The following is a 22430-nucleotide window of genomic DNA, read 5'->3' as shown; positions in this document are numbered from 1 at the left end:
GCGTCAGCTCCCGAATACTTCGCGGAATGCGTGACCGAGGACCGGGTACAGAGCCCCGGCCATCAGCACGGCCCAGATACCGACGACGGACCAGAGCATCTGCTTCTGGTAGCGCGGGCCCTTCGACCAGAAGTCGACGGCGATGACACGCAGGCCGTTCAGCGCGTGGAAGAGGATGGCGGCCACGAGGCCGTACTCCAGCAGCGCGACGATCGGGGTCTTGTACGTGGACACGACCTTGTCGTAGTCCTCGGGGGAGACACGGACGAGAGCGGTGTCCAGGACGTGTACGAACAGGAAGAAGAAGATGAGGACGCCGGTGACTCGATGAGCCACCCAGGACCACATTCCTTCCCGGCCGCGGTACAGCGTTCCAGCCGGCACGGAAGAACCCTCCGGGAGCGGGGATTGGGGCCGCGCCGGCTTCTGTGTCGGACGGGCCCGGCCGGGTACGGTCCACCGGCCCCGGCCATCGTAGCGACGAGTTGTCGGAACGCTTACAGCGGGCCCGTCTGTGTGATCAAACAGGCAATCAAACAGGCACGTACGGGCTATCAGGTCGCCCGGAATCGGTAGATCCCGGGCAGATGCCGCCCGCGTCGGCCTACTCCTCGAACATGTGAACAAGACGGGCGATCCGCCCACGGGCGAGTCGCCTGAGCTCCTCCGCCGCCAGGACCCGCTCCTCCTCGTGGTCGTTGGCGAGCCGGGAGCGGATCCCGGCGAGCACCCGGTCGAGGGCCTCGTCGGGGGCGAGGTCGTCCAGACAGATCACGAAGATGTGCCCGAAGCGGCTCTCGTACGCGGCGTGGGCGGCGCCGAGCGCGGTGTGCGCGGCGGACGGGGCGCCTTCCGGGAGTGCCGTGAGGGACTCCCCGGCCAGCGCCTCGGCGAGGTCGGCGGGCGTCAGGTCGTACGCCGCCTCGTCGGCCGCGGCGAGCAGCGCGCCCAGGTCGGGGTAGGGGCGGTGCTCGGTGAGCCGTCTGGCCCAGCGCACGCTGCGGCAGCAGGTGAGGAGCGCGTGCTCGACGGCGCCGGCGGGCGCCGCGTTGAACCGCTCCGGGCGGGCCGGGGACGGGGCCGCGCCCTTCTGCTCCGGCAGGGCGACCGGGCCGGGGAGACGTGGGAGACGGTGCGCGGGCAGCGTGGGTCCTCGGCGGTGGGATCCGGTGGCGCCCCTGGGGACGTCACGTGTGGTTCGGCGGGGGCGACAGAAGTGCTGCCACGTTATCCACGCCGGTCAGGACCTGTCCGGGCGATGTCCGAATTTCACCCGCACGAGAAAGTTTCAGCACATCGAGTGGACGGTGGGGAGGCGCAGACGTTGGCTTGGGTTCACCGTGGAGGAGTAGACGGGACGCATGAGTGAGCCGTACGGCGTGCTGCACGAGGAAAGGCGCAGAAGGCGGTGGGTGACGTGGAGTGGACCGTGGTGGCCGAGGCGTGGGGCGTGACGCGGTGAGCGGGAGCAGGCGGCGGGCCCACGGCCGGCCCCGGACGGGCCGGACGGCCCCCGTGGGGAGGAACGGAGCGCTGGCCGCCGCGGGCGTACTGGTGGCGGGCGCCACCGCGGCGACCGTCGCCTTCTGGCCGTCCGGCGACGGCGGGCCGGCGGGGGCGGCGGCCCCGAGCGAGAGCGGTTCGGCGTCCCCGGCCGCGACCTCCCCCTCCCCGTCCCGCTCCTACGCCCTGTCGCAGACCCCCCGCACGATCCCCGCCGTCCGTGAGCACACCCCCGCCCGGGGCCCCGGCTGGCGCCCGGCGGCGAGCGGACGCGTGGTGGTGGACGACGGCGGCCTCGAGGACGAGGGACGGCTGCTCGCCGGGGAACTCAAGCTGTCGTACGCGGGCGAGACCAAGCCCGGGTCCGGCGACGTCGAGCTGAGCCTGAACGGGGCGGGCGACAAGGGCGCCGACCCGGAGTCGTACACGCTGACCGTGAAGAACGGGCAGGTCACCGTGGCCGCGCCCACCGAAACCGGAGTCTTCTACGGCACCCGCACCCTCAAGCAGGAGGTGCACGGCGGCGGTACGGCTCCCGAGGGCGTGGTGCGCGACGAGCCCGCGAAGCCGGTGCGCGGGTTCATGCTCGACACGGCCCGCAAGCACTTCACGGCGCGCTGGATCGAGGACCGGATACGCGAACTCGGCGACCTCAAGTACAACCAGCTGGGCCTGCACTTCTCCGACGACCAGGGCTTCCGCATCGAGTCGGACTCGCATCCGGAGATCGTGTCGAAGGAGCACCTCACCAAGGCCGAGGTCCGCAGCATCCTGGCGCTGGCGGCGAGCCGCCACATCACCGTCGTCCCCGAGATCGACTCGCCAGGACACCTGGGCGCGGTGATCGCCGCCCACCCCGGCCTCCAGCTGCGCAACGCGCAGGGCACGGCCACCCGTGGCGCGATCGACATCTCCCAGCAGGCGTCCGCGGACATCGTCGACGACCTGCTGAACGAGTACGCCGGCCTCTTCCCCGGCGCCTACTGGCACCTCGGCGCCGACGAGTACCAGGCCCTGACCGTGGCCAACCCGGCGGCCTCCTTCCCGCAGCTCGCCACCGCCGCCGCGAACACCTTCGGATCCGGCGCGAGCATCGCCGACCTGGCGACCGGCTGGCTCAACGACCGCGCCGAGCTGATGCGCGGGCACGACCGGACCGTGCGCGCCTGGAACGACGGCTTCTTCCGCGGCGGCAAGGTCCAGGCGGACGACGACATCCAGGTCGCGTACTGGACCGGCAAGGAGATCGGCGCGCGGCCGCCGGCCGAGTACCTGGGCGAAGGCCGCAAGGTGATCAACTACAACGACGAGTTCCTCTACTACGTGCTCGGCGAGCCGCAGACCTTCGTCTACCCGACGGGCAGGCGCATCTACGAGCAGTGGACCCCGCTCGTCCTGCGCGGCACCTCACCGGTGCCCGCCAAGTACGACGACCAGATCCTCGGCGCGACCTTCGCCGTCTGGTGCGACCTGTCGCGGTCGCAGACGCAGGAACAGGTGGCGGCCGGGATCCGGCTGCCGCTCGCGGCCATGGTCCAGAAGACCTGGGACCCCGGCAGACCGCCGCTGTCCTGGGCGGACTTCCAGAAGCTGGCGGACGGGCTGCGCTGACGCGGAGTGGACGCGGGCGCTTCCCGGACCGTATCTTCCGCGTGCCGGAGCACGCCTTGGGGAGAGGCGCGCGCGGCTTCCTGTGAACCGCGCCCTTGGGGGGACCGCTCCGCCATGCTCTGCACGCACTGCCGGCACTTCGCCGCGACACCCGGCGGGAGTCTCTGCCCGAACTGCGCGGCGGCCGCCGCGCCCGTACCGGCCGGCCCGCACCCCGCCGCGGGTGGCCTGCCCGTGGCGCCGCCCCTCGGCGCCGGCGGCGGCCCGCCGGGCGCCCCGGCCTTCGGGACCGCGCCCCTCGACTCGCCGCACGGCCCCGCCTGGCTGCGGTCGCCGGTCGCACTCGGGAACGCGACGGCCGCGCTGCTCGGTCTCGTGATCGCCACCGACCTCTTCGCCCTCTACGCCGACGTGACCATGCGCGATGTCACGGGCCGCCTCACCGACGGCGTGACCGGCTCCGGGATCGAGCGGGACGCCGACCACGCGGACTCGCTGTACCTCGCGGCGGGAGTGGCCCAGGTCGCCGCCCTGCTCGCCACCGCCGTCGTCTTCCTCGTCTGGTTCCGGCGGGCCCGGGTCAACGCCGAGGTCTTCGACCCGCACGGGCACCGGAAGGGGCGCGGCTGGGCCGGCTGGGGCTGGTTCGTGCCGGTGGTGAACCTGTGGATCCCGCGCCGGATCATGGTGGACATCTGGGACGCCAGCAGCCCGTGGCCCGGCCGGGCCGGACACGGGCTCGTCAACTGCTGGTGGACGTTCTGGATCGTCGCGCTGTTCGCCAAACGGGGCGGGTCCAGTGCGTACCGCAGGGCGGACACGGCCGCCGAGCTCCACCGGGCCGTCGGTCAGGTGATGTTCGCGGACGTCGTCGACGTGGCGGCTGCCGCGCTCGCCGTCGCCGTCGTGCTGCGGCTGACGCGGATGCAGGACCTGAAGGCCCGGCAGGGCCCGGCACCGGCCGGCGTCTGACGGCGCCCCTCAATCACGTTCCGGCTCCGGCTCCGGCTCCTGGCCGAAAACCTCCTCTCCCGGCTGCCCGGCAGGGCCCGCGCGATGCCGCTGTGACACTCCCGGGCCGTCGCACGCAGTAAGGGGAAATGCGGGCTCCGTGAGACACAGGCGCCCTGTCGAGGGACTTCGACGGATTTCGAGGAGGCGTTGATGAGCCTGGTGGACCTGGTCGCTCAGGCCGACGAGCGGGGCCTGGCCGCGAGCGGACTGGCTTGTTTGGATCGCTGCGTGCCGCTGCTGGGCGGTGACGACGAGGTCCTGCGCCCGCTCTGGGCGAGCCTCGTGGACGGCGAGGCGTGGGAGGAGCGGCTGGCCGGGGTCCGCGCGAAACTGGACGCCGGCGTGCCGGAAGGGGGTCCCGCCGACGAGGACGAGGCCGCCCTGCTCACCCGCCGCATGCTCGACGCCGTACCGGCGGCGCCTTCCGGCACCGCCCTGCGCGAGTGGGCCGAGGCCTGTTCCGAGGCGGCCCTGCGGGTGCACCGGCTGCTGGACGCCGCCGACGACGGCCCGTTCCCGGTGTCGGCCCGCCGCGAGGGCCGCACGGACGGCATGTCACCGCTGGTCGCGGCCGAGCTGAGACGCCAGATCACCGTCCTGGAACTCCTCGCGGACCACGGCGCGGGCGGACTGCGGCCCGCCCTCGACGCGTCGACGGAAGGGCGGCGCGTGCTGCGCGCGGTGGTGTCCCGGCGCGCCCGCGGACGGGTGTAAACGCCGATCGGCGCAAGGGTCCTGTGACCGTCCCGGGGCGGACGTGGGGACGGTGGGGCGGTCCTGCGCGGTGTCGCCGCAGCCGCCCGGACGGAGTGACGAATCCCGCCGCGTACGCGCTCTTGGGAGTGTGACAGCACAGCAGGCAACCAGGCCCTCAGCCGCGACGAAGCCCGTGCGATGGGCGGCGGACGCGGTCGCGGCGATGCGTGAAGGCGCACGGCTGCGGCTCGACTACTCGGCGCAGAGCCTCTGGCGCGTCGACCGGATGATCGAGGAGATACGGCGGGACGGGGCGCCGTACGCCGCCGTGCAGAGCGTGCTGCGCGGATTCGGCGCGTACGCGGGTGAGGTCCTCGTCCGGGAGACCGGCGCGGAATGGTGGGAGAGCGGCGGCGACCACTGGGTCCGCACCCCCGACGGGCGGCTGTGGGACCCGGTCGACGAGGCCCGGCGCTGCTACACGGGCGACGGCTCGCTGCGGCTGCTGTGCCGGGACGCGACGGCGCGGCCGGGACCCCGGTAGGACGGGGCCCCGGCCGCGGGGGCCGCCGGGCGGTGACGCCGCGGCGTTACGGCGTGAGCACCTGGCCCAGCCGTGCCGCCGTCGCCGTGCCCAGCTGGGGCAGCCCGTAGTACGCGGACCGGGCCGGCGCGGCGGACCCGCCGGGGACCGGCACGTACAGCAGGGTGCCGTTGCCGGTGTCCTCGCCCTCGGCGCCGACGGTCAGGTCGGCGTAGCCGTCGCCGGTGACGTCGGTCAGCGAGAGCGCGGAGCCCAGCTTGTCGTCGGTCTCCGTGGAACCGGGGACGCCTTCGGTGTCCTGGGAGACGGCCAGCGACCCGGTGCCGGTCAGGCCGGCGGACGTGCCCTTGAGCAGCCACACCGAGCCCGCGTTGGACCGGTTCGTGCCGTCCCGGGTGATGTCCTCGTTCGGGGCGCCGGTGAGGACGTCCGCGTAGCCGTCGGCGTCGGCGTCGCCCACCGAGACCGAGGTGCCGAAGGCGTCGCCGGACTCGGAGGCGCCCTCCACCCCGGAGGTGGACTGGTGGACCGTCGTCAGTCCGGTGCCGGTGAAGCCGGTGGACGTGCCGGGGACCACCGTGACCTGGCCGCCGGAGCTGCCGCCGGACTCGCCCGCGTAGGGCTGGCCGACGACGATGTCGTCGTAGCCGTTGCCGTTCACGTCGCCCGCGGCGAGGGAGCGGCCGCCCTTGACGGTGAGCGTGGACACCTTCGACAGGCCGAGCGTCCTGGAGCCCTTGAACCAGGTGACCTTGCCGGCGCCGGACGCGTCACGGTAGTTGAGGGCGACGTCCGCGTAGCCGTCCCGGTTGAAGTCGCCGGAGGCCGCGTCGGCGTAGGCGAGGGCGCCGCTGACGGTGGTGATGTCGCCGGCGACCTCGTGGCCGTCGCCGAAGCGGGCCGCCCAGTTGCCGCCGGTGCCGGTGGCGGCCGTGAAGACGTCCGCCTTGCCGTCGGCGTTGAAGTCGCCGACCGCGACCGTCGCCCCGAACCTGGCGCTGTTCGGGTTGTAGTCGTCGCCCAGCGCCATGGTGTCGGCGCCCGTGTCGAACGCGGGTCCGTACAGGATCGTCACCGCGCCGCGGTCCGTGTGCGTGGTGTCGTCCTCACCGGGCGCACCGACCGCGAGGTCCGCGACCCCGTCGCCGTTGATGTCGCCCCAGGCGGTGGCGGCGCCCCACTGGTCGCCGGACTCGGCGGCGCCGGGGACGCCGGCACTGCCCTGGTTGAGCTTCCGCTTCGCGGCGGCGACGGGCCCGCCGGTGCCGCCGGGCACCAGCGTGAGCCAGCCGCTGCCCTCCTTGGCCGTGGGGGCCACCAGGTCGCTGACGCCGTCACCGGTGTAGTCGGCCGTGGGCGCCGCGGAGTTGCGGCCGGCGCTGGAGGCGTACCGGCGGATCTCGGCGAGCTTGCCGTACAGGTTCTTGCCGGGGGACGTGGTCGTCTCGACGTCCTTGTGGCCCGCGACGGTCCTCAGCGTGACCCGGGTGCCTGCCGCGTACTTGCCGGTGTCGGCGTCGGCGGTCAGCGTGACCGAGCCGCTCGGGTCGCCGTCGTACTGGCCGAGCTTCCAGGCGGCGAGGCGCGCCACCGCCTCCACGGCGGCCCGGGAAGGCCTGCCCGCGGGCTTCACCGGCGTGGCGGCCGCATCGCCCTCGAAGTCACCGAGCACGGCGACACCCGTCGAGCGGCCGTTGAAGCCGTAGGTGTGCTCGCCCCGCACCGGCAGGTCGATGCCGCCCGCGCGGCCCTCGAAGATCCGGCCGCACTTGTCGACGAGGAAGTTGTAGCCGAGGTCGTTGCGCTTGCCGACCTGGATGTCGTACGCCATGAGGCCGCGCACCAGGGACGCCGACTGGGCGCAGCTGTAGTCGTTCGTGCCGCCCGTGTGGTGGACGAAGACCGCGTCGATCCCGTCGGTGTACTCCGGCGCGTCCGCCACCGCCGACTCGTTCGCGCCCCACTTGGCGCGCGGGACGACGGGCGGCTGGACGACGGTGGAGGCGAGCGGGGAGGGGGCGGGGGACGGGGTCGCGGTCGGTGACGCGGAGGCGGTGGCCGGTGCGGCGGCGGATTCGGACGCGGTGGCCGAAGCGGACGCGCTCGCGGGGGCGGACGGTTCGGCGGACTCCGCCGGCGACGCGGAGGCGGGGTCGGTCGGGTTCTCGGCGAAGGCGGCCTTGTCCAGCGTGCCGGTGTCGACCGTGCCGGTGGTCCCGCTCGCCCGGTTCGTCCCGGCGGCGCTTCCCTCGCCGGTCGCGGCGCCCACGGCCTCGGCGGCGGTCACGCCCGGGTCCACCAGGTTGACCTGGAGCCCCTTGGGCAGCCCGGCGCGCGAGGAGCCGTCGGCGGCGGCGATCCGGGCCTGGATCCCGTCGCTCGCGCCGACCCACAGCGGCCGGGACGTGCCGCGCGCGTCCTTCGCTCCCGGCTCGGCGCTGTCGACGGGACGGAAGCCGACGTCGAGGCTCTGCCAGCCGCTCCACTTCCCGGTCTCGCTGCTGCGGGTGCGGACCTGCGCGGTTCCGTCGAGCTCGGCGGCGGCGCCGGTCCACGAGACACCGACCAGCGAGAAGGGGTCGGTGCCGGTCCGCGGCAGCTCGCGCGCCCCGGCTCCGCCGTTCTTCGGCGTGAGGCCGTGCACCGCCACGGGGCGCTTGCCGCGCGCGGCGTCGGCGGCCGGGCCGCCGCTCGGGTTCGCGACGGCGTACGACACGACCCCCGCTCCACCCAGTACGACGGCGCCGAGCGTCAGCCACGTCCTCCGCCTCAGGCTCAGCGGCTTGTACGCATGGGTCTTACGGCGACTCAAATGCCCCACCCCTAGAAGTACTTCACAAAAAGACCACCCATCACGCAGGTGGCTCTCTATTTCAGCGCACAGTGACGGGCAAACCGCACCGCCGGAAGGTGTGCGCTACATCACTCCTGACGGCCGGAGGCGTCTCACGGCCGTCGGAGGGCTGTCCACAAGGCATCGCACAGACGTCCGGAGAGTGACGTTCCGCGGTCCGGATCCGCTGGGTCCCGAGAGACGCGCGCGGGACGCGCGGGGGATGCGAGGAGGGCTCGTGGCGAAGCGGAGCGAGGTCGAGGCGCGGATGAGGTGGCAGGCTGCGGAGTTCGTGCGGAGCGTCACGGCGCGCAACCGGCTGCCCCTGGACTACTCCGTGGACAGCCTCCGGGTGGTCGACTTCATCGTGGACGGCGTCAGGAAGGGCGGGACCGAGCGGCGGCGCGTGCACGACGTGCTGTTCGGGCTCGGCGTCTACACCGGGGAGGTGTTCGTCCGGCGGGCCGGTGGCGTGTGGGTCGAGTTCGACGCCGGGCAGCGGGAGCTGTTCGGGCAGCCGGTCGGGGTGCGGATGCCCGACGGACGGGTGTGGAACCCGCTCGGGAAGGTCGTGAAGCGGTTCGACGAGGGCGCGGCCGAATCCGTGCGCACGCTGTACCTCCAGGTGCACGGCCGGGGGAGCCGGGCCGCCGGCTGCGACAGGCGGTCCGCGTAGGGGAGTGCCGCGGGGTCCGGGCGGCAGGGCGCGGCGCGGGCGACGGGGCTTCTGACGGGCTGTGACATTTCTGTGGGGCCCGACGCTGATGACCTTGGGGGCGTGGACACGGCCGGCCGTGCACACGGCGCGGATCCGTGACGACCCGGTGCGAACGAGGACAGTGTTGGGCCAGGGAGGGGAGCCCTGCCGCGTGCAGGCGTACGACGGGGAGCTGGGCGTGGCCGTCGGGCGGGCCCAGGAGGGGGACGAGGCCGCGTTCGCGGTCGCGTACCGCATCGTGCAGCCCGGGCTGCTCGGGTACCTGCGCGGGCTCGTCGGGGAGGACGCGGAGGACGTGGCGTCCGACGCGTGGCTGGAGATCGCGCGGGACCTGGGGCGTTTCCGGGGGGACGGGGCGGGCTTCCGCGGCTGGACGGCGACGATCGCCCGGCACCGGGCGCTGGACCATCTGCGCCGGCAGCGGGTACGGCCCCGGGCGACCGCGCTCGAACAGGATCTGCTGGAACTGCCCGGCGTCCACAGCACGCACGACCAGGCGCTGGAGTCCCTGTCCACCGAGTACGCCCTGGAACTGGTCGCCGGGCTGCCCCGCGACCAGGCCGAGGCCGTACTCCTGCGGGTGGTCGTGGGGCTCGACGGTCCCGCCGCCGCGCGCGTCCTCGGCAAACGGCCCGGCGCCGTCCGTACCGCCGCGCACCGGGGCCTCAGGCGCCTCGCCCGGCAGCTCGGGGCCGAAGGTGTGACGCCTGAGGGCCCCCGGACGCTGGGGGAGTCGGGATGAGCGCCGGGAGGACGGGCGCCGGGACGACGACGGCCGGGGACGGATGCGGACATGGGTGAACGGCAGAGCGACGGGAGGGCACCCGGCCGCCGGGCCGTACCTCCGGTCGCCGCGCGGCCGGTCGCCGCGCGGCCGGGCGCCGGGGGGCCGGGTCCGGCGGGTGCGGAGTCCGTGGCGCCCGCGGGGTCCGCGGAGGCGTCCGTCGAGGTGCTGCTCGCCGCCGTGCGGAGCCGGCCGGTCGATCCGCAGGGGGAGCGGCGTGCCGTCGCGGCGTTCCGTGCCGCCCGGGAGCAGGGGGCGCGCGACGGGCAGGACCGGAGCCGGGACGACTGGAGGCCGCGGGAGCAGCGGCGGGCGAGGCGGTCGCTGCGGACGGTGCTCGTGACGCTGTGCGCCGGCCTCGCGCTCGGCGGGGTCGCGGTCGCGGCCATCGGTCCGGCCGGTGTGTCGCCCGGCGACGGTGCGGAGCAGCGGAGGAGTGCCGAGCCGTCCCACAGCACCGCGGGTCCCTCGCGGGGGCGGCCGGGGGCGACTCCCGCACCCGGCGGCACGAGCCCGGCCGGGCGGTCGCCGGATGCGGGAGTCGGCCCGGACACGGAGGCGCACTGCCGTGCGTACGAGGCCGTCGCGGGCCGGGGCCGGGCCCTCGGCTCGGCCGCCTGGCAGCGGCTGGTCGCCGAAGCGGGCGGGGAGGACCACGTCGAGGCGTACTGCGCGGAGCGGTTGGGCGGAGCGGAGGCGAGCGTGGACGGTGACCCTCCGGGGGGTGGTGGCGCGGCCCGGGAGAAGGACCGGCCGACGCGCACGGGTCGTCCGACGCGGGCGGCCGAGCCCGTCGGACCTGGGTCGGCCGCCCGGCCCACGGCGTCGAAGAGCAACGGGAACGGGAACGGGAACGGGAACGGGAACGGGAACGGGAACGGGAACGGTAACGGTGGGCGGGGCTAGGTTCTGGTCGGTCGCGCTCCGCACGGGGTGGCCGCTCCCGCCGCGGGGCTCCGCCCCGGACCCCGCTCCTCAAACGCCGGAGGGGCTGATTCTTGCCCCGCGTCCCGGGTGCCGGAGGGGGAACTCTGCCGCGCGTCCTTGGTGCCGGAGGGGGTGAAGCCTGACCCGCTTCTCGGGCGCCCGTGACCGCTGCCGCCGCGGGGCTCCGCCCCGGACCCCGCTCCTCAAACGCCGGAGGGGCTGATTCTTGCCCCGCGCCCCGGGTGCCGGAAGGTGCACTCGGCCGTGTGCCGATGGCAACGGCCGGGGCCGCCACCCCCCACAGGAGAGGCCCCGGCCGTCGCGCGGCACGGGCCGCGCGGCCCGTACTTCCTACAGCGCCGTGAGTGCGCTTTCTGTCACACCTCACCGCGTCACGAGTTAGTTGCATGTTCTACGGTCATGGACGAGGAACGGTTTAACGCCGTAACGTGCCTTTCGCGCCGGACTGTGAACCGGCGCCACATCCACGAAGGGCCCACGACCGCGACCTTCGACAGAGGGACACGACGGCGAGAACCCGGTCCGCGAGAGCGGCGCCGGCCTAGGCGCAAGAGGGGCGCGGTGCTGGGGGACGACGCGGAGCTGACCGCCGCGGTGCGTGCGGCGCAGGACGGGGACGAGACCGCGTTCCGGACTGTGTACCGCGCGGTGCACCCGCGGCTGCTCGGGTACGTACGGACGCTGGTCGGCGACCCGGACGCCGAGGACGTGACGTCCGAGGCCTGGCTGCAGATCGCCCGTGACCTCGCGCGGTTCAGCGGTGACGCAGACCGGTTCCGCGGCTGGGCCGCCCGTATCGCCCGCAACCGCGCCCTCGACCACATACGCATGCGCGGCCGCCGCCCCGCGATAGGCGGCGACGAGACCGAGCTGACCGGGCAGGCGGCCGAGTCCGACACCGCGGGCGAGGCGATCGAGGCCCTGGCCACCGACAGCACCCTCTCCCTCATCGCCCGGCTGCCGCAGGACCAGGCCGAGGCCGTCGTGCTGCGTGTCGTCGTCGGACTCGACGCCAAGACCGCGGCCGAGACCCTGGGCAAGCGCCCCGGCGCCGTCCGCACCGCGGCGCACCGCGGCCTGAAGCGGCTCGCGGAGCTGCTCGGCGCGGATGCGGAATCCGCGGCCGCCCTCGGTGCCCTGCCCCCGCAAAGAGCGCCGCATACCCGCGCGGTGACGTCCGCCGGTGTGACGCATACGCGTGCGCGGACGCAGAAGGACATGTGATGGCCGACGAGCAGTACAGGTGGCTGGACCGTGAGGCCGCGGAGCGGCTGCTGCGCGGGGAGCCGCTGGAGACCGTCGACGCCGAGACCCGCGAGCAGGCGGACCGGCTGGCCGAGGCCCTGCTGGCGCTGGCCGCCGCACCCCCGCTGAACAGCGCCGAACTCCCCGGTGAGGCCGCGGCGTTGGCCGCCTTCCGCATGGCCCGCACCGGGGCGGACGCCGAGTCCGCGCTGTCCGGGGGCGAGCACCGTACGCGCGGCGCCGCCCGCTCCGCCGACGCCGGCCTGGTACGCCTCGGGCGCCCCGCGCAGGCCGGGCGGCGGACCCCCTGGGGCCGCCCGCTGCGGCTGGGGCTGGCCGCCGCGCTGGCCGCCGGGATGATCGGCGGGGTCGCCGTGGCGGCGGGAACCGGAGTGCTGCCCACGCCGTTCGGCGACCGCGAGCCCGCACCGGCCGCCACGGTCTCCGCGGCGTCGACACCCCGGCAGCCGCTCCTCTCCCCGTCACCCGGCGTCACCGGGGGCCGGTCCGGCGTGCCGTCACCCGACGGGTCCGCGGAGGGCTCGGCCCCGGGCGGCACCGGACGCGACGAGGCGCGCGGCGGCGGCGCCGCGAGCGGGCAGCCGGACGACGCCGAGGACACGGGCGTGTCCGGCCGCTCCGGCGACCGGCGGGGCAGCGTGCTGGCGTCCTGCCGCGATCTGCGCAGGGGCCGGCAGCTCGACGCGGACCGCAGACGGGTCCTGGAGGACGCGGCCCGGGGCTCCGGCCGCGTCAAGAAGTACTGCCAGGGCGTCCTCGGGGACGCGGAGGGCCGTTCCGGTGCCGACGAGGAGAGCGGCGGCAAGACGGACAAGGACAAGGACAAGGACAAGGACAAGGACAAGGACAAGGACAAGGACAAGGACAAGGGGGACAAGGGCGGCCGCGACGACGGCAAGCACCACGTGGTCCCGGGCGGCCACCGGGGGAACGCCGACGCCACACCGCCCGCGGGCTTCGCCCCCTCGTCGGCGCCGAAGCCGGCGAAGCACGTCACGGCCGGGGAAACCCGGGCGGCCTCCGACGCGTCCAGCCCCTCGCCCGGGTACAGCGCCCTGTCGGTGCCGGCACGCTCCTGAGCTGGAAGAACCCGGGGAGCTTGCCACCGTGCACCGCTCTGACCTGCGGTTTCGTAATTCATTGAAATTTTTCCCGCGGGGGTGTGACGTTTTCGGCCGCCGGGGCGCAGTAATGAGTGAGCCGACTGGTCATCGGCCCTCGCATCGAGCCGGGGTTCCCCCCGTACCCACGGCTCGGTGCACCGAGGCGCGGGCGGGACACGTTCCCCCGGTTCCGCCCGCGCCCCACTCCTTCCCGCCGTGGCGGGTCCCGCGTCACCAGTGGACGACGACCTTGTCCCCCGAGCGGACCTGCGCGAACAGCGCCGAGATCTTCGCCTCGTCCCGTACGTTGACGCAACCGTGCGAGCCCCCGGCGTAGCCCCGGGCCGCGAAGTCGGACGAGTAGTGGACCGCCTGGCCCCCGCTGAAGAACAGCGCGTACGGCATCGGCGAGTCGTAGAGCGTCGACACGTGGTGGCGGGACTTGAAGTAGACGGTGAACACCCCCTCGCGCGTGGGTGTGTACTGCGTGCCGAAGCGCACCGCCATCGTCGAGACCGTCCTGCCGTCGATCATCCAGCGCAGGGTCCTGCTGGTCTTGCTGATGCACAGCACCCGCCCGGTCATGCAGCGCGGGTCCGGTTCGGCGGCGGGCTGCCCGCCGAAGGCGTACAGCTCCCACTTCGTCGGCTCGTGCGTCATCCGGACCAGCCGCCGCCAGGTGGCGGTGTCCGTCACGCCGGTCGTCGGCAGCCCGCGCTTGCCCTGGAAGCCCCTGACCGCCGTGACCGTCGCGGTGTCGTACGTCCCGGTGGGCCCTTCGAACAGCCAGGCGAGCTGCCGGAGTCTGGCCTGCACCTCGCGGACGTCCGTGCCCCGGTCGCCCGAGGACCAGAGCACCCGTGCGGCGGCCGGCGCCGTGCCGGGCTTCCGCGTGCCGGGCTTCCCGGTACCGCCGTCCGCCCCCGGCGTGCCGTCCTGCTGCCGGCCCTTGGCGTCGGGCGTGCCCGTGACGTCGATCCGCACCAGCGGCTGCCGTCCGTCCCCGGCCCCGTCGGCCGCCGCCTTGCAGCCGGTGACGGCGGCGAGCGCCACGAGCACGGCGACGCCCCTCCTCATGCCCGTGCTTCGCATTCCGGCCCCTGTCGTCTCGGAGTTCCGCGCCGGCTCGGCTGTGTCACCTGAGATGCTCCCCTCACGCGTCCGGTTGCGAACCAGCCGCCATTGTTGACGGCCGGAGCGTGCGCCATAGTCGGGACAGGCGCACCGGGACCCTTGACGGGCCCGAACGGGTCTGTGAGCAAGGTCCCAGCGCGGTCCTCTCCACCGGGCGCACGGCCGCCGCTACAGTCCGTCGCGAGGGTCGTCTGTACTAGCGAGTAACCAAGCATGCGGAGGCACACACCATGGCGCGCGAGTCGGAGTCCGGACTGCCCATCGAGCCGGTCTACGGGCCGGACGCCCTTGCGGACTGGGATCCCGCGGAGAAGCTGGGCGCGCCCGGACAGTACCCGTTCACGCGTGGCGTGTACCCCTCGATGTACACCGGCCGGCCGTGGACGATGCGCCAGTACGCCGGTTTCGGTACGGCCGTGGAGTCCAACGCCCGTTACCAGCAGCTGATCGCGAACGGCACCATGGGCCTTTCCGTCGCCTTCGACCTGCCGACCCAGATGGGCCACGACTCCGACGCGCCGATCGCCTCCGGTGAGGTCGGCAAGGTGGGCGTCGCCATCGACTCCGTGGACGACATGCGCATCCTGTTCGGCGGCATCCCGCTGGACAAGGTCTCCACGTCGATGACGATCAACGCCCCCGCCGCCCTGCTGCTGCTGATGTACCAGCTCGTCGGCGAGGAGCAGGGCGTCCCCGCGGACCGGCTGACGGGCACGATCCAGAACGACGTGCTGAAGGAGTACATCGCCCGCGGCACGTACATCTTCCCGCCGAAGCCCTCCCTGCGCCTGATCGCCGACATCTTCAAGTACTGCAAGGCCGAGATCCCGAAGTGGAACACGATCTCGATCTCCGGCTACCACATGGCCGAGGCCGGTGCCTCCCCCGCGCAGGAGATCGCCTTCACGCTCGCGGACGGCATCGAGTACGTGCGCACGGCCGTCGCGGCCGGTATGGACGTCGACGACTTCGCCCCGCGCCTGTCCTTCTTCTTCGTCGCCCGTACGACGATCCTGGAGGAGGTCGCCAAGTTCCGTGCCGCCCGCCGTATCTGGGCGAGGGTGATGCGCGAGGAGTTCGGCGCGAAGAACCCCAAGTCGCTGATGCTGCGCTTCCACACGCAGACCGCCGGGGTGCAGCTGACGGCGCAGCAGCCCGAGGTGAACCTGGTCCGGGTCGCCGTCCAGGGGCTGGGTGCGGTGCTCGGCGGTACGCAGTCCCTGCACACGAACTCCTTCGACGAGGCCATCGCGCTGCCCACGGACAAGAGCGCGCGCCTGGCCCTGCGGACCCAGCAGGTGCTGGCGTACGAGACGGACGTCACCGCCACCGTGGACCCGTTCGCCGGTTCGTACGTGGTCGAGAAGATGACGGACGACGTGGAGGCCGCCGCCGTCGAGCTGATGGCGAAGGTCGAGGAGATGGGCGGCGCGGTCAACGCGATCGAGCGCGGCTTCCAGAAGGGCGAGATCGAACGCTCCGCCTACCGCATCGCCCTGGAGACGGACTCCGGCGAGCGCGTGGTCGTGGGCGTCAACCGCTACCAGCTCGACGCGGAGGAGCCCTACGAGCCGCTGCGCGTCGACCCGGCCATCGAGGCCCAGCAGGCGGAACGGCTCGCCACCCTGCGCGCCGAGCGCGACCAGGCGGTGGTCGACGCGGCCCTCGCGGACCTGAAGAAGGCGGCCGAGGGCACGGACAACGTCCTGTACCCGATGAAGGACGCGCTGCGCGCCCGGGCGACCGTGGGCGAGGTGTGCAACGCCCTCCGGGAGGTCTGGGGGACGTACGTGCCGACCGACGCGTTCTGACCGGACCGCGGCGCGGAAAGCCCCGAGCGGAGTGCCGTACGCCTGTGCGACACTCCGCTCATGCTTGGCGTCATCGACCTCCCCACCTACCTCGTGGGCCTCGTCCTGATCGTGCTGCTCCCCGGGCCGAACTCGCTCTACGTGCTCTCGGTGGCCGCCCGCCGCGGTGTGCGCGCCGGGTACCGGGCCGCTGCGGGCGTCTGGTGCGGGGACGCCGTGCTGATGACGCTGTCCGCCGCGGGAGTCGCCTCGCTGCTCCAGGCGAACGCGGTGCTGTTCGGGATCGTGAAGTACGCCGGGGCCGGCTATCTGACCTGGCTGGCGGTCGGGATGCTGCGGGCCGCGTGGGCGATGTGGCGGACCCGGCGGGAGCGGGCCGGGGCCGGGAGCGCACCGGCGGCGCCGGTCGCCGGGGAGCGGCCGTTCCGGCGGGCGCTGGTCGTCAGCCTCTTCAACCCCAAGGCGATCCTCTTCTTCGTCGCCTTCTTCGTGCAGTTCGTGGACCCCGGGTACGCCTACCCCGCGCTGTCCTTCGTCGTGCTCGGTGCCTTCGCCCAGCTCGCGAGCTTCCTCTACCTGACCGCCCTGATCTTCGGCGGCACGAAGCTGGCGGCCGCCTTCCGCCGGCGCAAGGCCCTCTCGGCGGGGGCCACCTCGGCGGCGGGCGCGCTGTTCCTCGGTTTCGCGGTCAAGCTGTCGCTGGCGAGCTCGGTGTAGGACGCGGCCCCGCCGTGCGCCGGAGGGGAGTTCAGTCCCGTCCGGTGGCCCCGGCGACCCGCGCCAGGTAGCCGGCCGCCCCGACCGCGGTGTCGCCCGCCCAGCCCACGTATCCGTCGGGGCGGACGAGGAACACACCGGTGCCGTACGCCTCGTACGCCGGTGTGCGGAGCGTGCGCACCAGGTCCCCGTCGAACGTCGGGAGCCGGGTGTCCGTGCCCACCGCCAGCAGGGTCCAGTGCGGTCCCCGGAACGCGTCGAAGAGCCGTACGCCGCCGGGCCGTCCGTCCGGTGCGCGGTCCCCGGCGTGCAGCGCGTCCTTCGCCGGCGCGGTCCTGGTCTCCTCGGTGAGCGCCGAGTCCCGGTAGCCGAGGCCCAGTTGCCCGGTCGCCTCGCCGCGCCTGACCTCTCCCCGGTGCACCCTGGTGGACAGACCGAGCATCTCGGCGGCGACGGGCCTGCGCTCCGCCTCGTAGGAGTCGAGGAGTTCCGCCCGGGCCCCGCCGCCCAGCACCGCCGCGAGCTTCCAGCCCAGGTTGTACGCGTCCTGGACGCTGGTGTTGAGGCCCTGGCCGCCGGCCGGGGAGTGCAGGTGCGCCGCGTCGCCCGCCAGGAGGACCCGCCCCTCGCGGAACCGGTCCGCCAGCGCGGTCCGCGCCCGGAAGACGGAGGCCCAGCGCACCTCCGTGACCGCGTCCGGTGTGAGGTGGGAGCGGGTGGCGACGACCTTGCGCAGGCCTTCGGGGGAGGGGTCGGGCGTCAGGTCCGCGGGGAACTGCGCGAGGACCTGGAAGTCCTCGGTCCCGGCCAGCGGGCAGATCGCCATGAGCTGCGCGCCGTCGGCCGGCGGGAAGAGGTGCCAGTGGTCGCGGTCCAGTCCGGTGATCCGGACGTCGGCGACCAGGGTCGGGTGCGGGTCGACACTCTCGCCGCGCATACCGATGCCGAGGGCCCGCCGCACGGCCGAGCGGCCGCCGTCGGCCGCGACGGCGTACCGGGCGCGGACCGGCGGCCCGGACGTGAAGGACGCGGTGACGCCGCCGGCGTCCTGGGCGAGGCCCGTCAGTTCGCGGCCGAACGCGACGTCCTCGCCGAGTTCCCGCAGCCGCGCGTGCAGGATCTCCTGGGTGCGCCACTGCGGCAGCATCCAGGTCCCCCGGTAGGGCTCCGCCTCGGTCGGCTCGGCCTCGTCGATCATGCGGTGCTCGCCCTGGCGCACCCCGTCCCGCCAGATCATGCCCATCGGGTAGGGGCCGCCGGCCGCCCGGACCGCGTCCAGGACCCCGAGGTCGTCCATGACCTCCAGGGTGCGCGGCTGGAGTCCCTTGCCGCGTGAGCCGGGGAAGAGCGCGTCGGCCCGCTCGACGACCAGGGCGCGCACCCCGCGCCGGGCCAGGTCGACGGCGAGGGCCAGGCCGGTCGGGCCGGCGCCGACGACGAGCACGTCGGTCTCGACGGCGTCCACGGGCAGCTCCTTAACGCTGTTAAGTTCCATGCGCCGCAGCATGCACTTAACAGCGTTAAACTGTCAACCGTGACTTCCCGGAGAACCCCCAGACTGGACAAGCGACTGGTCACCGACACCGCGCTGCGGCTGCTCAACGAGGTGGGCCTCGACGGCCTCACCCTGCGGGCCATCGCGAAGGAACTGGACGTCCAGGCCCCGGCCCTCTACTGGCACGTCAAGAACAAGCAGGCGCTGCTCGACGAGATGGCGACGGAGATGTACCGCCGGATGGTGGCCGGGGCGCGGCCCGCCCCGGACGGCAGCTGGCAGGAGCGGCTCCTCGCGGCCAACCGCGCCCTGCGCCGCTCCCTGCTCGGCTACCGCGACGGCGCCAAGGTCTTCAGCGGTTCCCGCTTCACCGGCACCGACCACGCGGTCCAGATGGAGGAGCACCTCCGCGCGTTCCTCGACGCCGGCTTCGACCTCCCGCAGGCGGTCCGCGCCATCACCACCGCCTACCTCTTCACCCTCGGCTTCGTCACCGAGGAACAGGGCGTCCAGCCCCTGCCGGGGGAGCGCCGCGAGGGCTTCGACGTGGCGGAGCGTGCCGCGCGCATGGCGGACTTCCCCCTCTCGGCCGCCGCGGGCGCCGAGCTCTTCCAGGATTACGAGCAGGGCTTCGAGGAAGGGCTGCGCCTGGTGGTCGCGGGGATCGAGGCGCGGTACCGGATCGCCTGAGCCCCGGGTGGCGGGGCCCGGGGCTCAGCGGGCGGAGGTGAGCAGCGCCCGCAGTCGGGGCGCCAGCCGGTCCTCGACGAAGTGGTTCAGCAGCCAGGCCAGGACCAGCATCGTGACGACGGTGAGCGGGAGGGTCCCGTACGACGGGATGTGCAGGGTCCGGTGGTAGGCCTCGACGGCGACCCAGCCTAGGTGCTCGTGGATCAGGTAGAAGGGGTACGTCAGCGCGCCCGCCAGGGTCAGCCGGTGCCAGTTCGCCCAGCCCAGCCAGCCCAGCGCGATCGCGGCCACGGCGAGGAACCCGAGGGTGACGACCAGGACGATGCCGTACGAGGTGCGGTACGAGAAGAAGTCCGGGTTCGGGGCGTGCCACAGGCGCATCACCGCGTAGTGCTGGCCCACCAGCCAGCTGACGCCGACGATGCCCCAGGCGTACGCGTCCCGCCGGTCGCGATGGACCAGGTACAGGCCGACGCCGCCGATGAAGAACGGCGCGTACTCCGGCATCAGGACGATGTCCAGCAGGGGCTGGTCCGCGGACTCCGCGATCGCCGCCGCCAGCGTCCAGCCCGCACAGAACAGGATGACGCGCTGCCGGTTCGCGCCCGGCAGCACGATGCACAGGGCGAACAGCGCGTAGAAGCGGACCTCGGCCCACAGCGTCCAGCAGACCCCCAGCACCCGGTCCACACCCAGCGGCTGCTGCAGCATCGTCAGGTTCACCAGGGCGTCGCTCGGCGACACCGCGCGGTAGGCGACGACCGGCAGCGCGAACACCGCCGTCACGAGGATCACCGCCGCCCAGTAGGACGGCAGCAGCCGGGAGGCGCGCGAGGCGAAGAACGCGCGCAGCGTGCGGCCCCAGCCGCTCATGCAGATCACGAACCCGCTGATCACGAAGAAGATCTGCACGCCGAGACAGCCGTACGCGAACCACGAGTGCAGGGTGGGGAACTGCAGCCTCGGCGAGCTGCCCCACGCCTCGGCGATCTCACCGTCCCGGCCGCCGTAGTGGTACGCGGCGACCATCAGCGCGGCGATCAGCCGCAGCCCGTCGAGCGCGCGCAGGCGGGGCGCGTGCACCCGGGGGCCTGTCCTGGGCGGGACGTCGGCGGCCTCCGCGGCCGGTGGCGCGAGGGCCGCCGGCTCCTTCGTGGACGCGGTCATCCGAGCGTCGCCCGCTTGAGGGAGCGCGCGCGGCGGGCCACCCGGCGGACGGTCGCGTTGCGTGGAAGGAACGCGAGCTGGGCGGGGACCGCGCCGGGCAGCGCCAGCGAGGTCAGGCGCCGCCGCTTGAAGTAGCGCCAGGTGTGCTGGTCCAGACGACGGGCCAGATACCGCTCGGCGGCGGGGCGCAGCCGCGGGTAGATCTTCGGCTGCATGGCGTACCCGACGGCATGGACGAGGCTCGTGAGGTCCGCCGCCTCGGGTCCCGGGCGCTGCGACGCGACCGCCGCCCGGTCCGTCAGTTCGGGCAGCAGCGCGTCCACGACGGTGACGGGAACGCGGTTGCTGTTCTCGTACGGTGTGAGGCGGTCGAGGAGCGTCTCCGTGCCGATCCGGGCGACCGGCAGGCCGTACAGCGCGGACGCCGTGAGCAGCGCGGTGGAGAAGCAGCCGACGACCAGCGCGGGACGCATCCGCTGGTACAGCACCTCGGCGAGGACCGGGGTGTCGAGCACCGTGAGGTCGGCGCCCAGTTTCTCCGCCTCCTTCTCCAGGAGACGCGACCAGCGGGCGGGCGCGGTGGGGTGCGGCTTGAACACCACGCGGGTGTGGCCGAGTTCGACGGCGCCCCTCAGCATCCGTACGTGCAGGTCCTCCTCCTCCTCGGCGGAGAGGATGCCGAGCGCCGAGAGGTACTGGCCGAGCAGCAGCGCCGGTTCCTCGACCTGCGGCAACGCGTCGCCGGTGTCCCCGAGTTCGGCGAGCACCTTCGCGAAGGCGTCCGTCGGCACGACCTCGGGGCCGACGCCGAACTCCGTGAGCAGCAGGGGCGTGAGACCCGGCACCAGGTCCAGGTGGAGCAGCCGGGTCACCCGCGTGCCGACCAGCGGGTCGATCTTGGAGCGGGTGGGTCCGTAGCTCATCAGGCCGTCCGCGTACACGGTGACGGGCGCGCCCAGGAAGATCTGCGCCACGGCGAGCGCCGGGTTCACCTGGATCGACTCGACGGCCAGCTCGACGTCGTCGTCCCCGAGCCGCCAGGCGAGCCGCAGATGCCGCTCCCAGAGCGGCACGTCGTCGGGCCGCGGTGCCCAGCCGCCCGGGTGGAAGGGGGAGATGGTCTCGTTCCACGAGATCACCTCGTCGAAGCGGCCGCGCAGCTGCGCGAAGCCCGGCATCTCGTCCACGGCGGGCGTCGTCTCGGGCGTCGCCGCGTTGTTCGACACGAGCAGGATGCGCCGGTCGACGGGTGCGAAACGGTCCGTGTCCAGGGCCGCGGCGAGCGTCGCCGTGCCGTACAGCGTGGACACCATGAAGATCTGCGTGGTCACGCGGCCACCCCCGTGGCCGGAACCGGACGCCGCCGCAGCCGGCGCAGCCGCGTCGCGCGCTGGACGTCCATCGAGTCGAGCGCCTCGTCCAGCACGTCCTGCGGCATGCGCCGCAGTGCGACGGCACTCATGGACTTCAATTTCCGTGCCACGGACGGCTCGAACCTTTCGATGGATCCCAGGTGGTGGGAAATGATCGCGCAATAGGTGCGCACGGCCTTGGGCAGCAGAATGTCCGCGTCGCGGTCCGCGGCGGTCTCCGAGACGACCTGGTCGAAGGCGCGGATGAAATCGAGCTGCCGCACGTCCCCGATCTGCGTGAGGGAAGAGGCGACCCCGCGCCGGTAGAACACTCCGAGCAGCCCCACCGTCGCGAATGATTCCGCCTCCCGGTGCAGCTTCCAGATCCACGGCCGGTCCTCCGCCGTCCGCAGTCCGTCGGTGAAGTGCAGCAGCCCCCGGTCGACCAGCCGGCGGTGATAGATGCCGGCCCAGGCGTAGGCGTAGTCGACGGAGGTGGACCGGTCGGCGGGCAGGATCGCGTCGCGGGGACGCAGGACGACCCCCCGCCGGCCGTGCGGGACCCGGTGGACGGTGCGGGCCCGCGCGGTGCACTGGACGTGGTCCGTACGGACGAAGTCGCAGCCCAGCTCCTCGATGGCGGCGAGGAGTTGCTCGTAGTAGCCGGGGGCGAGCCAGTCGTCCCCGTCGAGGAACGTCAGGTATTCGCCGCGCGCCGTGTCGATGCCGGTGTTGCGCGCGGTCGCAAGGCCTCCGTTCTTCTCGTGTCTGACATGCACCGCGCCCGGGAGCTCGCGCTCCGCACGCGCGAGAATGTCCGGCGTCTCGTCGCGGGAACAGTCGTCGACGAGGATGAATTCGAAGTCGTCGCGTGTGTTGGCACGCAGACTCTTCAGGGTGTCGGGCGCGTATTGCTGCACGTTGAAGAACGGCACGATGACGGAGAGCTTGACCACCCGAGTGACGTTAGGCGCCGGCCCGGCATTCGTCTTGACCGTTGGTGGGATGCAAGGTGAACGACGCGTGGCGAAGCCGTGAACCAGG

20 protein-coding genes are annotated in these 22430 nt (G+C 73.5%); 12 read left to right on the top strand and 8 right to left on the bottom strand.

The annotated features are described in order from the left end of the window. Positions 1–3: 3 nt before the first annotated feature. Both sdhC and ACFYP4_RS23385 read right to left on the bottom strand, forming a co-directional pair. On the bottom strand, positions 4–384 hold the full coding sequence (gene sdhC / locus ACFYP4_RS23390) for a succinate dehydrogenase, cytochrome b556 subunit (protein ID WP_358854361.1): 381 nt from the start codon (positions 382–384) through the stop codon (positions 4–6). Between the two features lie 220 nt (positions 385–604). Beyond that, positions 605–1144: a 2-oxo-4-hydroxy-4-carboxy-5-ureidoimidazoline decarboxylase gene (locus tag ACFYP4_RS23385; RefSeq protein WP_388788200.1), complete on the bottom strand. Its 540-nt coding sequence runs from the start codon at positions 1142–1144 to the stop codon at positions 605–607. A gap of 371 nt (positions 1145–1515) precedes the next feature. Here ACFYP4_RS23385 and ACFYP4_RS23380 point away from each other — a divergent pair, with 371 nt between their 5' ends. The 4 genes from ACFYP4_RS23380 (at position 1516) to ACFYP4_RS23365 (ending at position 5368) form a co-directional block, all read left to right on the top strand. Beyond that, a complete protein-coding gene (locus ACFYP4_RS23380) occupies positions 1516–3114 on the top strand; it encodes a family 20 glycosylhydrolase (RefSeq protein ID WP_388787722.1) in 1599 nt (532 codons plus the stop codon). Between the two features lie 114 nt (positions 3115–3228). Further along, entirely contained in the window at positions 3229–4086 is an 858-nt protein-coding gene (locus tag ACFYP4_RS23375) for a DUF4328 domain-containing protein (protein WP_388787719.1), read from the top strand. Positions 4087–4278: 192 nt separating this feature from the next. Further along, the gene (locus ACFYP4_RS23370; protein ID WP_358854364.1) at positions 4279–4842 is read left to right on the top strand and encodes a hypothetical protein; all 564 of its coding nucleotides are present in this window, start codon (positions 4279–4281) and stop codon (positions 4840–4842) included. A gap of 130 nt (positions 4843–4972) precedes the next feature. Continuing rightward, positions 4973–5368, top strand: coding sequence for a hypothetical protein (locus ACFYP4_RS23365; RefSeq protein WP_358854365.1), 396 nt, complete (start codon positions 4973–4975; stop codon positions 5366–5368). A 46-nt stretch (positions 5369–5414) separates the two neighbouring features. Here ACFYP4_RS23365 and ACFYP4_RS23360 read toward each other — a convergent pair whose 3' ends face one another. Beyond that, positions 5415–8189: an FG-GAP-like repeat-containing protein gene (locus tag ACFYP4_RS23360; RefSeq protein ID WP_358854366.1), complete on the bottom strand. Its 2775-nt coding sequence runs from the start codon at positions 8187–8189 to the stop codon at positions 5415–5417. A gap of 280 nt (positions 8190–8469) precedes the next feature. Between ACFYP4_RS23360 and ACFYP4_RS23355 the strand changes: the two genes are divergently transcribed. The 5 genes from ACFYP4_RS23355 to ACFYP4_RS23335 all read left to right on the top strand — a co-directional run bounded on the left by ACFYP4_RS23355 (position 8470) and on the right by ACFYP4_RS23335 (position 12996). Beyond that, the gene (locus ACFYP4_RS23355) at positions 8470–8877 is read left to right on the top strand and encodes a hypothetical protein (protein ID WP_358854386.1); all 408 of its coding nucleotides are present in this window, start codon (positions 8470–8472) and stop codon (positions 8875–8877) included. Between the two features lie 166 nt (positions 8878–9043). After that, positions 9044–9661, top strand: a complete 618-nt coding sequence (locus ACFYP4_RS23350; RefSeq protein WP_358854367.1) for an RNA polymerase sigma factor — start codon at positions 9044–9046, stop codon at positions 9659–9661. 51 nt (positions 9662–9712) lie between these two features. Next, on the top strand, positions 9713–10609 hold the full coding sequence (locus ACFYP4_RS23345; RefSeq protein ID WP_388787714.1) for a hypothetical protein: 897 nt from the start codon (positions 9713–9715) through the stop codon (positions 10607–10609). Between the two features lie 603 nt (positions 10610–11212). Beyond that, positions 11213–11875 (top strand): RNA polymerase sigma factor, encoded by a 663-nt coding sequence (locus ACFYP4_RS23340; protein WP_358854369.1) that lies wholly within the window; start codon positions 11213–11215, stop codon positions 11873–11875. After that, positions 11875–12996, top strand: coding sequence for a hypothetical protein (locus ACFYP4_RS23335; RefSeq protein ID WP_388787711.1), 1122 nt, complete (start codon positions 11875–11877; stop codon positions 12994–12996). Before ACFYP4_RS23340 ends, ACFYP4_RS23335 begins: the two co-directional genes overlap by 1 nt. Positions 12997–13251: 255 nt before the next feature. Here the strand turns inward: ACFYP4_RS23335 and ACFYP4_RS23330 are convergent, their stop codons facing one another. Continuing rightward, a complete protein-coding gene (locus ACFYP4_RS23330) occupies positions 13252–14097 on the bottom strand; it encodes a L,D-transpeptidase family protein (protein ID WP_358854371.1) in 846 nt (281 codons plus the stop codon). Between the two features lie 287 nt (positions 14098–14384). Here ACFYP4_RS23330 and ACFYP4_RS23325 point away from each other — a divergent pair, with 287 nt between their 5' ends. Together ACFYP4_RS23325 and leuE are read left to right on the top strand one after the other, a co-directional pair. Next, positions 14385–15965: a methylmalonyl-CoA mutase family protein gene (locus ACFYP4_RS23325; protein WP_358854372.1), complete on the top strand. Its 1581-nt coding sequence runs from the start codon at positions 14385–14387 to the stop codon at positions 15963–15965. A gap of 60 nt (positions 15966–16025) precedes the next feature. Then, positions 16026–16682 (top strand): leucine efflux protein LeuE, encoded by a 657-nt coding sequence (gene leuE, locus ACFYP4_RS23320; RefSeq protein ID WP_388787706.1) that lies wholly within the window; start codon positions 16026–16028, stop codon positions 16680–16682. Positions 16683–16713: 31 nt separating this feature from the next. Here the strand turns inward: leuE and ACFYP4_RS23315 are convergent, their stop codons facing one another. Next, complete coding sequence (locus ACFYP4_RS23315) at positions 16714–18177, bottom strand: FAD-dependent monooxygenase (protein WP_388787703.1); 1464 nt, start codon at positions 18175–18177, stop codon at positions 16714–16716. Positions 18178–18216: 39 nt separating this feature from the next. Between ACFYP4_RS23315 and ACFYP4_RS23310 the strand changes: the two genes are divergently transcribed. Beyond that, positions 18217–18867, top strand: coding sequence for a TetR/AcrR family transcriptional regulator C-terminal domain-containing protein (locus tag ACFYP4_RS23310; RefSeq protein ID WP_358854375.1), 651 nt, complete (start codon positions 18217–18219; stop codon positions 18865–18867). Positions 18868–18891: 24 nt separating this feature from the next. Here ACFYP4_RS23310 and ACFYP4_RS23305 read toward each other — a convergent pair whose 3' ends face one another. Genes ACFYP4_RS23305 through ACFYP4_RS23295 form a run of 3 tightly spaced genes read right to left on the bottom strand, consistent with a single transcriptional unit; the run spans position 18892 to position 22342 of the window. Further along, positions 18892–20034 (bottom strand): acyltransferase family protein, encoded by a 1143-nt coding sequence (locus tag ACFYP4_RS23305; RefSeq protein ID WP_388787700.1) that lies wholly within the window; start codon positions 20032–20034, stop codon positions 18892–18894. Further along, positions 20031–21365, bottom strand: a complete 1335-nt coding sequence (locus ACFYP4_RS23300; protein WP_388787697.1) for an alpha-2,8-polysialyltransferase family protein — start codon at positions 21363–21365, stop codon at positions 20031–20033. The genes ACFYP4_RS23305 and ACFYP4_RS23300 overlap by 4 nt, the downstream gene beginning before the upstream one ends. Further along, the gene (locus tag ACFYP4_RS23295; RefSeq protein WP_358854378.1) at positions 21362–22342 is read right to left on the bottom strand and encodes a glycosyltransferase family 2 protein; all 981 of its coding nucleotides are present in this window, start codon (positions 22340–22342) and stop codon (positions 21362–21364) included. Before ACFYP4_RS23295 ends, ACFYP4_RS23300 begins: the two co-directional genes overlap by 4 nt. Positions 22343–22430 lie beyond the last annotated feature (88 nt).

It is taken from the genome of Streptomyces sp. NPDC005551 (assembly GCF_042871785.1).
Classification (GTDB): domain Bacteria; phylum Actinomycetota; class Actinomycetes; order Streptomycetales; family Streptomycetaceae; genus Streptomyces.
Note: the sequence above shows the minus strand (reverse complement) of the source record. Positions and strands in the feature narration are given on the sequence as shown.